The following is a 13,758-nucleotide window of genomic DNA, read 5'->3' as shown; positions in this document are numbered from 1 at the left end:
ATTTAGCCGCGAAGCAGGCGACGCGGTGGCTGGCACCGACTGCGCCGATGATCGCGGCTAAAGCCGCTCCTGCAGCTACGGCAACAAATCGCGGCCGTGTGTAGGAGCGGCTTTATCCGCGAGGCAGCTCAACTGGCCCGCGCTGTGTTCAACGCCCCGGCGCGCGTAACGCGCAAGGCCACCAGGCTACCGAGCACGATCAGCGCCGCCAGCGAATACAGCGCGGCATCGGTGGAGCCGGTTTGGTCCTTGATGAACCCGACCAGGTAGGGGCTGAGGAAGCCGGCCATCTGCCCCACCGAGTTGATGATCGCCAGGCCGGCAACGGCTGCACTGGCGCTGAGCAGCGCGGTCGGCATCGGCCAGAACATCGGCAGGCCGGTGAGGGCGCCCATGGTGGCGATCGACAGGCCGAGGATGGCGATGGCCGGGCTGCCGGCGAAGTTCACCGCGATCAGCAGGCCGGTGGCGCCCATCAGCATCGGTACCACCAGGTGCCAGCGACGTTCGTTGCGCAAGTCGGCCGAGCGCCCGCAGAGGATCATGAACACCCCGGCCAGCAAGTACGGGATGGCGCTGAGCCAGCCGATCAGCAATGGGTTGTCGAAGCCCATGTTCCTGATGATCGACGGCAGCCAGAAGTTGATCGCGTAGACACCGCTCTGGATGCAGAAGTAGACGAAGCCGAAGGTCCAGATCAACCGGTTGCCCAGCACGGCGAGCAGACCGTCGCCGGTGGTGCCCGGCTTGTTGTCGGCGTCGGCCTGCAGGTCGGCGGCGATCAGTTGGCGTTCTGCCGGGCTCAGCCAGCTGGCTTTGTGGTAGCCATCACTGAGCAGGAACACCGCCAGCACACCCAGCGCAACGGTTGGCAGGCCCTGGATCAGGAACATCCATTGCCAGCCGGCCAGGCCGTGCTGGCCGGCCGCGAAGTGCTCGAGGATCCAGCCGGAAAACGGCCCGCCGAGCAGGCCGGATACCGGGATCGCCGACATGAACAGGGCCATGATGCGGCCGCGGCGGGCGCCCGGGAACCAGCGCGAAAGGTACAGCACCACGCCGGGGAAAAAGCCGGCTTCGGCGGCGCCGGTCAGCAGGCGCAGGGCGTAGAACTCGGCAGGGGTGGAAACGAACAGCAGGCAGGTGGAGAGGCTGCCCCAGGCAATCATCATCAGCGCGATCCAGCGCCGCGGGCCGAAGCGGTTGAGCGCCAGGTTGCTCGGCAGGCCGCAGAGCACGTAGCCGATGAAGAAGATGCCGGCGCCAAGGCCGTACACCGTTTCGCTGAATTGCAGCGCGTCGAGCATCTGCAGCTTGGCAAAGCCGACGTTGACGCGGTCCAGGTAGTTGAACAGGTAGCAGATGAAAATGAACGGAATCAGCCGCAGGGTGATGCGCCGGTACAGCGCATTGCGGTGAATGTCCGTGCCTTGGTCAGGGGCGGGGCTGTATGCCATGATCGGGTTCTCTGTTGTTATGGTTGTCGCCGCGTCGCCTGTTCCGGCGCTCGCCCTGACGAGTCTCGGGGACGGCGGCGTGCCTGTCTTTGTGCTTTTGCACAGTGCTCGTGCCGCACTGCTGTGCCCCAGCCCAAAAGCCTAACACCGCAAGGACCCCTTGAATGTTCGAACTCGACCATGACCTGGCACAGGATATCGTTGACCGGGCGATGGCCATCCTGCCGTGCAACGTCAATGTGATGGACAGCCAGGGTCTGATCCTTGGCAGCGGCGAACCGGAGCGCATCAACACGCGCCACGAGGGCGCGCAACTGGTGCTGGCCAACGGCCGCATCGTCGAACTGGATACTGACGCGGCCAAATGCCTGAAGGGCGTGCAGCCGGGGGTGAACCTGCCGCTGATGCTCGATGGCCGGCTGATGGGCGTGCTTGGACTGACCGGCGACCCGCAACAGTTGCGCACGTACGGCGAGCTGGTGCGCATGACCGCTGAAATGTTGCTGGCCCAACGCCATTTGCAGGCCGACCAGCAATGGCGGCGGCAGCGCTGCGACGACTTGCTGGCGCTGCTGCTTGGCGGCAGCGGCGATTCGCCCCGGCTGCTTGACGAAGCCCGCCAGCTGGGGCTGAAACCCCAGCTGTCACGTGTGCCCTGCCTGTTCGAGCTGGCCTCGGGGGCACCTGGAGAAGCGCTGGCCGCATGGCTGACCAGCCGCTACCCGGACAGCTGGTGCGTCAGCCCGGCCCGCCAGTCGTTGCTGTGGTGCCGCCCCGCCGGGGTGCCGCTCGACGAGCCGCGCCTGCTGGAGCGCCTGGAACGTCATGGCTGGGTGGTGGAGCGTCTGGCCCTGGGCAGCGCCGCACAAAGCCTGGAGCAACTGCGCCGGGGCTACCGTCGGGTCCGTGACCTGCTGGCCTATGGCCGCGAGGTCGTGCCTGGCGAGCGCCTGCTCAGCCTGCAACGCTACCGGTTGCCGGCACTGTTGTGGCGGCACCGCAACGATGATGCGCTGGACGAATTGCTGCAGCCGTTGCAGCGTATCCGTGCCAAGGACGGCAACGGCCAGTTGCTCGCCACCCTGCGCGCCTGGTGTGCCCATGACGGCCAGAGCCAGGCCTGTGCCGATGCGCTGGGTATCCACCGCAACAGCCTGCGCTACCGCCTGGAGCGCATCGCCGAGTTGGCTGAAGTGGACCCGCTGCGCATGGAGGGTATGCTCAGCTTGTACCTGGGCTTGCAGTTGCTGCCGGCCGACTGAGCGCTGGCCGCTCCTGGCAAAAAGCCTGCGCCGGGCCCGCAGGCATTTGCCCAAACAACGCGTCCCTGGTTTTGTGCAAGCGACCGAGGCCAGCGTGGCGACCACCTGTCAGCATGCCGCTGATCAGGACAGGAGAATCCCCATGAAGATCGTCATCGCCCCCGACTCGTTCAAGGACAGCCTCGACGCTGCCGGTGTCGCCCGCGCCATCGCAGCGGGCCTGGGCGAAGCCTGGCCGCAAGCCGAGCTGCTCGAGTGCCCGATGGCCGACGGTGGCGAAGGGACCATGCAGGCCATTCTTGCCGCCAGCCATGGCGAACTGCGCCGGCAGACCGTGCGCGGGCCATTGGGGCAACGCGTCGAAGCCGGCTGGGGCTGGTTGCCACAAAGCCGTACGGCAATCATCGAAATGGCCCAGGCCAGTGGCCTGCAACTGCTGCCGACCGGCCAGCGCGATGCCTGCCGCAGCAGCACCTGGGGCACTGGCGAACTGGTTGCCGCTGCCCTGGCCGCCGGCGCGCAACGGGTGGTGCTGGCGATCGGCGGCAGCGCCACCAACGATGCAGGCAGCGGCATGCTGCGCGCGCTGGGCCTGCGCCTGTTGGACGCCGACGGGCAGGCGCTGGAAGAGGGCGGCCTGGCCCTGGCCGGGCTGGCCCGCATCGACGCCAGCGGCCTCGACCCGCGCCTGGCCGAGGTGCAGTTCGAGGTGGCCGCAGACGTCGACAACCCGCTGTGCGGCGCCAACGGCGCTTCGGCGATCTTCGGCCCGCAGAAGGGTGCCAGCCCGCAACAGGTACAGGCGCTGGACCAGGCCCTGGGGCACTTTGCCGACCACTGTGCGCAGCTACTGGGCAGCGACGTGCGTGACTACCCTGGCTGCGGCGCGGCCGGTGGCATGGGCTTCGCGGCCCGGGCATTCATGGGCGCGCAGTTCCGCCCCGGGGTGGAAGTGGTGGCCGAGCTGGCTGGCCTGGACGCGCTGGTGCAAGACGCTGACCTGGTGATAACCGGCGAGGGGCGTTTCGATGCCCAGACCCTGCGCGGCAAGACGCCGCTGGGTGTGGCGCGGGTGGCCAGGCGCCATGGGGTGCCGGTGGTGGTGCTGGCCGGCACCTTGGGTGAAGGCTACCAGCAGCTGTATGCCCATGGCATCGACGCTGCCTTTGCCCTGGCCGGCGGGCCGATGAGCCTGGAGCAGGCCTGTGCCGATGCTGCCGAACTGCTGCGCACGCGTGCCTGTGACATCGGCCGCTTGTGGCGCCGTGCAAGGCAAAGCTGACCGCGGGGATGGCGTTGGCGCAGGCGCTGGCCGGCAATCTCAGGGCAGCAGCGCCTGGGCCTGATTGGTCGGGAGCACGGCCAGCTCGCCAAAGCGCTGCGCTGCGTCGATGTAGCGCAAGGCTGACTTGGCGTCCTTCCAGCCCACGTAGCTCATCAATGCCTTCAGTTCCCAGCCGTTGGCCGTTGCCCAGGTGGCGAAACCACGGCGCAGCGAATGACCGGTGTACAGCGCCGCCGGCACCCCGGCGCGTTCCAGCATGCGCCGCAGCAGGCCGACCAGGCTATTGCTGTTGAGTGCGGTTTCACTCAGGTTGCCCCAGCGGTCGAGCTTGCGGAACACCGGCCCGTGGGCGATGCCGGCCACCTCCAGCCATTGCAGGTAGGCCGTGACCGGGCACAGCGCCTTCAGCGCCGGGGTGCGGTGTTGCACGCCCAGCGCTTCCCGGTCGCCCTTGCTGCGCGGCAGGAACAAGGTGATGCCGACACCGGCCTGGGCCTGGATGTGCTCGACGCGCAGCCGCGCCAGTTCATCACCACGAAAACCGCGCCAGAAGCCCAGCAACAGCAAGGCCGCGTCGCGGCGGGCCCGACGCAGGGCAGCCAGGTCATGCCGTTCCCGGGCCTGGCGGGCCTCCGCTTCGAAGTACTGTACGGCGGTTTGCAGGTGCTGCAGCAACAACGGCGCGGCCTGCCTGGGCGGGTTCGGGTGCAAGGTGCGGATGCCGCGCAGCACCTGGCGTACCAACGGGGCCTTGGTCGGGTCGGGGAAGCCTTGGGCAAGGTGCCACTGGCTGAGTGCGGCGAGCCTTTGGCGCAGGGTGCTGACGGCGTGCTGGTCGGCGTGGTCGGCCAGATAGCGGGCGATGCTCTCGGCCGTGGCCGGGAGGAAGCCGCCCCAGTGGGTTTCGAAGTGCTCGATGGCGGCCTGGTAGCTGCGCCGGGTGTTGTCACGGGTGGCGGCGCGCAGGTAGCGCTCGATGTCGGTCATGGTGCGAGGGTCGGTTGGTGATGGACACCACAATAAACCGAAATGCTGTGCCTGTCCTGCGCTGCAGGCGCCAGCATCACACGCAAGCGCTGGCCCCGCTGCGCTTGAACGGTGGGTAGTCACGCAGCTGCGTCGGCGACAACGGCCGACTGAAGTGGTAGCCCTGGGCGATATCACAGCCGGCGAGCTTCAGGCATACCACCTGTTCACGGGTTTCCACGCCCTCGGCCACCACCTCCAGGCCCAGGCGCTTGGCCAGGATGATGGTGGAGGACACGATCGGGCTGTCGTCATGGCTGTTGGACAGTGGCGCGATCAGCGAGCGGTCGATCTTCAGCTTGCTCAGCGGTAGGCTGTGCAGGTGAGCAAAGCCGGCATAACCACGGCCGAAGTCGTCCAGGCTGATGCCCAGGCCAGCACTGCGCAGGCAGTGCAGGTGCGCCACTGCCGTGCCTTCGGGGTCGAGAATGGTGGTTTCGGTAATTTCCAGCTCCAGCCGCTGTGGGGCGATGCCGTACTGCTGCAGTTGGTCCAGCAGCTGCGCCGCGAAGCCCGCCTGACGCAGTTGCAGGGCGGAGACGTTCACCGCCAGCCGCGTCTCGGCGCCCTGCGCGGCCCAACCCGCCAAGGCTTCGCAGGCCAGGCGCAGCACCTCCCAGCCCAGCTCGACAATGAAACCGCTGCGTTCGGCCAGGCCGATGAAGCGGTCCGGGTAGAGCAGGCCGAACTCGGGATGGTCCCAGCGCACCAACGCCTCGTAACCCAGCACCTGCTGGGTGTCGAGGCGAATCTGCGGTTGGTAGTGCAGCACGAACTGGTGCTCGGCCAACGCGCTGCCAAATGCCTGTTCCAAGGTGAAGGCCTGGATATCGGCCAGGTTCAGTGACGGGTCGAAAAAGCGGTACTGGGCGCGCCCGGCCTGCTTCGCCGAGTACATCGCCGCGTCGGCGCTGCGGATCAGGCTGTCGATGTCCTGGCCATCGCGCGGGCAGATGCTGACGCCAACGCTGGGGCTGGTATTGACCTCCTGGCCATCCAGGGCGTAAGTGGCCGAGAGTTTCTGCACCAGTTCACGCACCCAGGCATTGATCTGCTCTTCACTGCGTTCGCCTGCCAGCAGCACCACGAACTCGTCGCCACCAAAGCGCGAGGCTTCGTCGCCGGGCTCCAGCAGGCGCTGGATACGCCCGGCCACGGCTTGCAGCAGCAGGTCGCCGACCTTGTGCCCCAGCGAGTCGTTGATCGACTTGAAGCGGTCCATGTCGATGAACAGAATCGCCATCAGCCGGCGCCTGCCGCGCTGACGGGTCAACACCTGGCCGGCGACCTCGACGAACTGGCGGCGGTTGTGCAGGCCGCTGAGGTGGTCGGTGGCGGCGGCGTGGCTGCTGCGCCGGTGCTCGTCCTCGAGGCGCTCGATCAGTTGCCGGTTGACCTGCTGGGCTTGCTCCAGCGCGCTGAAGGCCTCCTGGCGCTTGCGCAACAGGCGCAAGGTCCACAGCAGGCTGGCGAGGATCATCAGGGTCATGCCCAGGGTGAGCCAGAACTGCCGGGCATAGGCCTGCATGACAGGCGCCAGGATCTCATCCTGGCGCTGGCTGACCACGATGCTGAAGCCCCGCTCGGGTACGCGCCGGAACAGGCTCTGGTACGTGACGCCGGTCGCGTACTGGGTGAACATGCCCGTCCCGCTGGCGCTGCCGGGCAGCCCTGGCTGCAACGCGTCATCGGGCACGCGCACGCCACGGCTGTCGATGCGCAGTCGCGCCCGGCCATCGCCCTGCAGCAGGCGCACCAGCCCGCTGCCGCCCAGGTCGACGTGCTGCAGCAGCGCTGCCAGGTAGCCGATGTCCAGCTGCACCACCAGGATGCTGTCGATGGCATCACCTTGCAGGTTGGTCAGCGGCAGCAGGAAGGGAAGCTGCCAATCTGGCCCGGTGGCCGCCTGGCTGGGGGCCTGCATGCTGGGCAGGAACGGCTTGAAGCCGTAATCGGCGACGTGTCGTTGCAGCTGCTGCAACCAGCTTCCGGGCAGCTCGGCGGCCACGTCGGCATGGCTGGCCGACAGCAGCCGGCCTTGGCGGTCGTACAGGCCCATGCGCTTGAACACCGGGTCTTCGCCAAGCAGCTTCGCCAGGCCTGGATTGCCCGGGCGCAGCGTTTTCATGTCCTCCCGCCTGGCCCGGCCTACCGCCTGGGCGCGGTCGACCAGCTGGCGCAGGCTTGCGCCAACCAGGCTGGCCAGGTTCAGCTGCTCGGCAGCCTTGGCCGCCAGCGCGTCCCGCCTTGCACCAGCCTGCTGCGCAAGGTGCAGCCCCCAGAGGAAGGCCAGGGTCGCGGCGCACAGCATCAGGATCAGCAGCCGCAGAAGGCTGGCGGAGGAAAGCGAACGGCGAATCACTGCTGACAGTTCCCGACCCTGGGTAATGGCCAGAAAATACGACAGTAAGATGACAGCTTCATGACTGATGGCCAATGGCCTTTAAGGATTGCCCTTGTCCGCCAGCGGCGCCTGCAGGCGCGCGGTTTCTTCCTCCAGGTAATTCATCAACGCACTGACTTCGCCGTCGCTGAGGCGCAGGTTGGGCATGGCCAGGCGGTTGTACTGCTCATACAGCAGCATCGCCAGGGGGTCTTTCTGCGCCAGCATCTGGTCGGGCTCCTTGAGCCAGCGGGCCAGCCATGTGGCGTCACGCTGGCGAGTCACACCCAGCAGGTCGGGGCCGATCGCGCGCTGCCCCGGCTCGCTGTTGCCCACGGTATGGCAGGACGAGCAACGCGTGCGGAACAGCTGCTCGCCACTGCTGAGCGGGCGAACCTCCGGCGCCTGGGCATAGTCCAGCGGCTTGGCGTTGGCCTGTTTCCAGTTGTGCAGGCTGTTGCCCAGGCGGTCGGCGAGGATGTACGGGCTTTCAAAAGGCGAAGCCTTCATCCAGCGGCCGCTGGCCTGGTTGCCAATGATCAGGCTCAGGTTGTGGTCCTTGGAGCGGCCGTTTTCCAGGCCTTCGATATACAGGCCGAGGCTACGGCGCAATTGTTCGATGTCGGCCGGTTCGCCGGTGAGCAGCGTCCAGCCGGGGCCGATGCCGAATTTTTCGGCGTAGCGCTTCAGGGTAGCGGGGGTGTCGTTGAAGGGGTCGATGCTGATGGAATAGAAAAAGATGTCCTGACCCACCCGGTCACCGAGGATCTTCTGCACCTGGCGCAGGCGTGCGGTTTCGACCGGGCAGGAGTCGGAACAGCCGGTAAAGATGAAATTGATGGCGACCACTTTGTCCTTGATCAGGTCGTCAAAGAAATACACTTTCTCGCCGTCCTGGGTCAGCAACGGAATGTTGGGGAAATAGTCGGCTCCCCAGGGCGATGCAGCTTGTGCTGCTTTGGGCTGTTGTGGCTGTAGCGGCCAGAAGGGGATGCTGGCCGCGAACAGCGAGAGCACGAGCAGAATGCGCCATGTGCCGGGCATGATACGGTTCTCCGGTTACCGGTCGCCCGACCGCAAGCACACTGTCCGCAGGCCGTGGGCAATGGCGGTGGGCGCGCCGGCGAGGGGCCGCTTGGCGGCCCCGGCTGCCAATTACTTGTACCTGACCGGCGCTGTCACGCTCTGGCCGAGTGCCGATTTCACGGTCACCGTCGCTGGCGTCGCCGGGCCATAGCCACTGGTGGTCACCAGCAAGCGCCAGGTGGCGCCGCTGCCGCTAGCCGTCATGGCGGCGGCGCCCAGGTTCAACGGGCCGGCGGTGGTGGCTGCGGTCACGCTGATGCTGTTGCCTGCGGCCACCGTGGTGGTCCCGGTGACCTCCCAGGTAAACTGGTTGGCGCTGAGCACCTGCACCGTGGCACTGGTCACCTGGATCTGGTCCATCACCGTAGCCGGGCTGACCGCGATGCTGACCGTGGCCGGGGCCACGGATTCGGCACCCTTGGCGTCCCGTGCCGTGTAGTTGAAGCTGGCGGTGAACGGCGTCGCCACGCTCGCGGGTGGGGTGTAGACCACCGTAGTGCCATCGGTATTGGTATTGCCCTGGCCGGAGTCCGGCTGGCTGAGGCCGACAACGGTCAAGGGCAGGTTGTTTTCCGGGTCGGTGTCGTTGGCCAGCACGTTCAGGGTCAGCGGCTTGCCGGCCGTGGTCGCGGCGCTGTCGTTGGCTGCAACCGGTGGTTTGTTGTCCGGCTCGTTGTTGCCCTTGTTGTTGGTGCGGAAGGTTGGCAGGCCAACCGATGCCACGTACGCCACACCGTCCCAGCCCGGTAGCGGGGTCGGCATGACCTGGAACTGGCCCGGGTGTTCGAGGTCCCAGCGCAGCAGCATGGACGTGTCCTCATGCTGGGTATTGTGGCAATGCTCCATGTAGGTACCGGCAAACTCGCGGAAGCGGATGGCCATTTCCACTTCTTCCGACGAGTCGGCATCCGGGCCGATGCGGTACACGTCCTTGCGCGCCCATTTTTCCCACTCTGGCGGGGCCTTGCCATCGCGGCTGAGGATCACGCCTTCCTCGAAGTGCACATGCACAGGGTGGCTCCAGCCATTACCGCCGTTGATGATCTTCCACACTTCCAGGGTGCCGTCGCCGCTGAAGCCGGCATCGGTGGACTGGTTGGCCAGTTGCGGCGCAGCGGCTATGCGGCGCGGGTCCATGCTGTAGCCGAAGCTGCCTTCGCTCTTGATGGTCCAGGGCTTGCTGTCGGTACCGTCGGAGCGGCCGAAGATGAATTCGCGGTGGCGGGCTTCCTTGAGCTTGGCCAGGTCGGTAGCCGAGTTGCGGTCGATCGTCAGCGGCAGCATCTTCATGCCTGCAGCCTTGCCTGGCCTGGCCGGCTCGTAGGCCGCCGGGTTCATGCTCAGGTCCTGGCCGCTGTAGGGCTGCACCACCAGCTGCAGGAACTTGCCGATCGCCGGATCGCCGTTGTCCCACTGCGGGCCTTTGCTGGTCTGCTTGATCACGGCCTTGTACTTTTCCGAAAGCACGTCGGCCAGCGCAATGGCGCCTTCCGGCCCTTTGCCGCTCTGGTGCTCCTCGAGGTTGACGAAGTACAGCTTGTCACCAACCTTGATGCCGTTCTTGGCGAAGTTGATGATGATGTCGTAGCGCTCGGCAATGCCCTGCAGCGGCAGGATGCCGTTGTTGTCCTGCAGGTTGCCGTCGCCGTTGAGGTCCATGCTGCCGTCGAACGGCACAGCATGTTCCATGATGTTGCCGTCATTGGCGATCATGTGGAACGGCACCCGGGCATACGACAGGTTGGAGCCGACCGGGCCTTTGAACTCGCCACTGGTGCCGGCGATTTCGCGAACCACGGCAAACTTGAAGTAGCGCGACACCGAGCCGTTGAGGATACGGAAGCGATAACTGCGTGCGCGAACCTTGAGGGTGGGCCGGAACTGCCAGTTGACCAGGACCTGGTCGCCAAGGAAGCCGTCAGTGTTGAACGGGTTGAACCACAGCTGGCCTTTTGCATCCCAGGCCTTGTCGGCGATCACCAGGTTGACGTCGTAGTCGCGGTTACCCCACGGCATGCCCGAGCCGCTGGGGAAGCGCAGGTTCACGCCATCCTGCAGGGCCTCGTTGCCACGGTCCAGGGCGCTGTAGTAGTTCATCATCACGGCGTTGCCCTTGTAGACGTTCTGCGCCGTGAAATCCATCATGTGGTCGTGGAACCAGTGGGTGCTCATGGTTTCGCGCCAGTCGCCGCGAATCTTGATGCTGCCGTTCTGGCAGGTCTTCAGGCCGGGGCTGGCATCGTTGACAAACAGGGTCTCACCCGGCGAGCAGGGGAATGCGGCCCGTGGGTCCTGGGCGCGGGTGTTGATGGTGTCGTAGCCGGCCAGCTGCAGCGGCCAGCGGTAGTCGTAGTACTGGCCCGGGAAGAAGTAGGCGTTGGCAAAACCGTCGCTTTCAGCGGGCGAATGGCCGTTGTGCTCGTGGGTGGAAAGGGTGTGCAGGCCAAACCCGTTGTTCGCGGCAGGGTCGATGGGCAAGGCGTTGTAGTGGCGCATCAGGATTGGCTGGCCATAGCGCACCATCAGCAACTTGGGTGGGAAGGTGCCGTCGAAGGTCCACACCGACTTGTGGTTCTGCAGCGGCATTTTCGGGTGGAAGCGGGTGTCGATGCCGCGGGTGGTGCCCTGCGTGTTGGGGATGTCGGAGGTCTGGTAATACAGGCCGCCCGGGGCGAACTCGCCAACGGCATAGTTGTGCAGCTGCTTGCGGTCGCGCAAACCAAGGTTGATGCGCGCGCCGGCCTGGGCGGTCTTGAACCCGGCCTGCGGATAGAACTCGTTCCAGCGCTGGTGCGACCAGCCTTTTCCTGGTGGCCGGCCTTCCGCCGGCGAGCCGACAGGGTGCCGGTTGAGGAACATTTCGATCTGCGCCTTCCACGGGTTGCGGTCGAGCACATTGGCATACTGGGTCGGGAACGGGTACAGGCCCGGTTGCTTGAGGAAGGCTTCCAGCGCGCTGCCGCTGGGACCACTGCGGGCGACCACGTCCGGGTCCTGCGCCGGTGCGGCACCCAGGGTGGGTACCGGGAAGGTCAGCGTTGCAGGCGGCAGCGTCGGGTCGAGTTTTTCCGTGCCGAACTCTTCGAACAGGAGCAACTGCTGGGTAAACGGCAATGCCCCGAACAAGGGGCTGGGTTTGCCGTTGGTGGGGTACTTGTTGGCGGTTTGCAAGGCCGGTGGCAATACATTGTTGGCGAGTACCGTGTTGCGGTCGCCGTACACGCCATTGCTCAACTCGAGCGAGCCCTGGTTGGCCTCTGGCATGTTGTAGAGGTCGAGCAAGGCCTGGGTCGGGTCGGCCGGCTGGTCGGTATAGGCCGACGGGTCGGTCGGCGGCGGCATGCTGTTGTCATCCAGGGGGGCAGCCACCGCCGTGGCCAGGCCGAGGCCAAGCATCAGCGCAGTGACGGAGGAGAGCGGGAATACATGCCTGCATGGGCGGATCGCGACGGGTGTTTTCATGGGCTTGTGCCTCGCTCACGGCTTCGTGGCGTTTTGCTAGTTACCACGGCCCGAGCAACGCCTGTGCCAAGTGTCCGGGATGTAACGCCCAGCCAATCAAGCCCTTGTGGCGCCTGAAGCGCGTTGAAAGCCACGGCGTCAAAAACGGGGCTAGCCCCCCACTAGCGGGTTACCCATTACCCAACGTCTGGGGCATGGGCGCCTGGCTGCTCCTTCGCGCCCTGTCGCGCTGGACGCCAACGACACGATCCCGTCCTGCTTTGGTGCGCCTACGCCATAAATGAAGCCACCGGGCACACTTTCAATTCCCGTTTTCTGCGCTTTAATGTGCAACGTGCACACCGCCTGTAGTGCGACGCGCCTGCTCCGGGGCGCGGCGGCCGCCGTAGTCAAAGCGGCCTGCATCTTGCTCTCCCTGCTGCCGACTACAACCCGGAGCCCCGTGCAATGAGTTCATCCAGCGAATTTCCGCTCAGCGAAGCCCCGCAGTCCGCTCGCAAGGGCCTGCTGCCGATCGCGATGGTCCTGTTCAGCTTCACCTTCTTTACCGGCACGATGTTCGCCGGCGGCAAACTGGGCATGGCCTTCGATTTTGTCGAGATGTTATGGGTAGCCGCCATCGGCAACAGCCTGCTGGCCCTGTATGCCGCAGCCTTGGCGTTCATTGCCTCGCGCAGCGGGCTGAATACCGTGCTGATGGGGCGCTTCTGCTTCGGCGAGGCGGGTAGCCGGGTTTCCGACGTCCTGCTGGGTTTCGCCGAACTGGGCTGGTATGCCTGGGGCACGGCCACGGTGGCCATCGTGCTGGTCCGGCTGCTGGGGCTGGCGGACGGCTTCAGCATGCCGTTGATGGTGCTGTTCGGCCTGGGCTTCAGCATGACGGCCATCATTGGCTTCAGGGGGCTGGATGTGCTGTCGCGGCTGTCGGTGCCGTTGATGTTCGTGCTGCTGTTGGTGTCGATGTACATCGCCACCCGCGATGCCGGTGGCCTTGCCGACCTGGCCGCGGTGCTACCGCACGAGACCATGACCTTTTCGGCTGCCGTGACCATGGTCTTCGGTACCTTCGCCAGTGGTGCCACCCAGGCGACCAACTGGACACGGCTGGCGCGTAGCGGCCGCGTGGCGGTGATTGCCAGCGTGGTGGCGTTCCTGCTGGGCAACGGCTTGATGGTGGTGGCCGGGGCCTGGTGCGCGATGGTCTACCAGCAGGCCGATATCGTCGAGGTGATGATGCTGCAAGGCCTGTCGTTCGCGGCGGTGGTCATGCTGTGCCTGAACCTGTGGACTATCCAGGGGCCGACCCTCTACAACGTGTCGGCCGCCGCTTGCCACCTGCTGCGCAGCGAGCGTCGGCGCAGCGCAACGCTGGTGGCAGCCGGGGTCGGGATCGTGCTGGCGATCGGCGGCATGTACGAAATGCTGATCCCGTTCCTGGTACTGCTGGGCTCGATCATTCCGCCGGTGGGCGGCGTGATCATGGCCGATTTCTGGTATCGCCATCGCGGCAGGTTCCCGGCACTGGCCACGGCAAGCCTGCCGCGCTACAACCTGACCGGGCTGCTGGCCTATGCCGTGGGTGCGGTCCTGGCCTGCGCCTCGCCGTGGATCGCCCCGCTGGTTGGTATCGGCGCTTCGGCCCTGTGCTACGTCGTCCTCGTCGAGCTGGACGCACGGCGCCGGGCACCAGGCCAGGCAGGCACCGAGCCGTGAGCCCTGGCGCTGGAGCAGATCCTGCAGTTGCCCGGCCTGCACGCACTTTCGCATGAATGCTTCGGTCGCTCTGTTGATAGGGCG

At 66.1% G+C, this 13,758-nt stretch carries 8 protein-coding genes; 3 read left to right on the top strand and 5 right to left on the bottom strand.

The genetic code is table 11. The features are described from left to right. Nucleotides 1–128: 128 nt before the first annotated feature. Nucleotides 129–1,457 carry an MFS transporter gene (locus QSV36_RS24465; protein ID WP_289135469.1) on the bottom strand — a complete coding sequence of 443 codons (1,329 nt, stop codon included), beginning with the start codon at nucleotides 1,455–1,457 and terminating at the stop codon, nucleotides 129–131. Nucleotides 1,458–1,621: 164 nt separating this feature from the next. Here QSV36_RS24465 and QSV36_RS24460 point away from each other — a divergent pair, with 164 nt between their 5' ends. Next, entirely contained in the window at nucleotides 1,622–2,719 is a 1,098-nt protein-coding gene (locus QSV36_RS24460) for a sugar diacid recognition domain-containing protein (RefSeq protein ID WP_289135467.1), read from the top strand. Nucleotides 2,720–2,861: 142 nt separating this feature from the next. Further along, on the top strand, nucleotides 2,862–4,001 hold the full coding sequence (locus QSV36_RS24455) for a glycerate kinase (RefSeq protein ID WP_289135466.1): 1,140 nt from the start codon (nucleotides 2,862–2,864) through the stop codon (nucleotides 3,999–4,001). A 39-nt stretch (nucleotides 4,002–4,040) separates the two neighbouring features. Here the strand turns inward: QSV36_RS24455 and QSV36_RS24450 are convergent, their stop codons facing one another. The 4 genes from QSV36_RS24450 to QSV36_RS24435 all read right to left on the bottom strand — a co-directional run bounded on the left by QSV36_RS24450 (nucleotide 4,041) and on the right by QSV36_RS24435 (nucleotide 11,961). Then, nucleotides 4,041–4,991, bottom strand: a complete 951-nt coding sequence (locus QSV36_RS24450; protein WP_289135463.1) for a site-specific integrase — start codon at nucleotides 4,989–4,991, stop codon at nucleotides 4,041–4,043. A 76-nt stretch (nucleotides 4,992–5,067) separates the two neighbouring features. Then, a complete protein-coding gene (locus QSV36_RS24445; RefSeq protein ID WP_289135460.1) occupies nucleotides 5,068–7,392 on the bottom strand; it encodes a putative bifunctional diguanylate cyclase/phosphodiesterase in 2,325 nt (774 codons plus the stop codon). Nucleotides 7,393–7,473: 81 nt separating this feature from the next. After that, on the bottom strand, nucleotides 7,474–8,457 hold the full coding sequence (locus QSV36_RS24440; RefSeq protein ID WP_289135457.1) for an SCO family protein: 984 nt from the start codon (nucleotides 8,455–8,457) through the stop codon (nucleotides 7,474–7,476). A gap of 111 nt (nucleotides 8,458–8,568) precedes the next feature. Then, a complete protein-coding gene (locus tag QSV36_RS24435) occupies nucleotides 8,569–11,961 on the bottom strand; it encodes an Ig-like domain-containing protein (protein ID WP_289135454.1) in 3,393 nt (1,130 codons plus the stop codon). Nucleotides 11,962–12,408: 447 nt separating this feature from the next. Here QSV36_RS24435 and codB point away from each other — a divergent pair, with 447 nt between their 5' ends. Beyond that, complete coding sequence (gene codB / locus QSV36_RS24430; protein WP_289135452.1) at nucleotides 12,409–13,674, top strand: cytosine permease; 1,266 nt, start codon at nucleotides 12,409–12,411, stop codon at nucleotides 13,672–13,674. Nucleotides 13,675–13,758: the final 84 nt, after the last annotated feature.

The sequence above is a fragment of the Pseudomonas sp. BCRC 81390 genome (genome assembly GCF_030341915.1).
Taxonomy (GTDB): domain Bacteria; phylum Pseudomonadota; class Gammaproteobacteria; order Pseudomonadales; family Pseudomonadaceae; genus Aquipseudomonas.
The sequence above is the reverse complement of the archived record's forward strand: the minus strand, read 5'-3'. Positions and strand labels throughout refer to the sequence as shown.

What these genes read in the sequence shown, in the direction of transcription:
- QSV36_RS24455 (WP_289135466.1), top strand. Translation starts at nt 2,862, where the DNA reads ATGAAGATCGTCATCGCCCCCGACTCGTTCAAGGACAGCCTCGACGCT.
- codB (WP_289135452.1), top strand. Translation starts at nt 12,409, where the DNA reads ATGAGTTCATCCAGCGAATTTCCGCTCAGCGAAGCCCCGCAGTCCGCT.
- QSV36_RS24435 (WP_289135454.1), bottom strand. Translation starts at nt 11,961, where the DNA reads ATGAAAACACCCGTCGCGATCCGCCCATGCAGGCATGTATTCCCGCTC.
- QSV36_RS24460 (WP_289135467.1), top strand. Translation starts at nt 1,622, where the DNA reads ATGTTCGAACTCGACCATGACCTGGCACAGGATATCGTTGACCGGGCG.
- QSV36_RS24465 (WP_289135469.1), bottom strand. Translation starts at nt 1,457, where the DNA reads ATGGCATACAGCCCCGCCCCTGACCAAGGCACGGACATTCACCGCAAT.
- QSV36_RS24440 (WP_289135457.1), bottom strand. Translation starts at nt 8,457, where the DNA reads ATGCCCGGCACATGGCGCATTCTGCTCGTGCTCTCGCTGTTCGCGGCC.
- QSV36_RS24450 (WP_289135463.1), bottom strand. Translation starts at nt 4,991, where the DNA reads ATGACCGACATCGAGCGCTACCTGCGCGCCGCCACCCGTGACAACACC.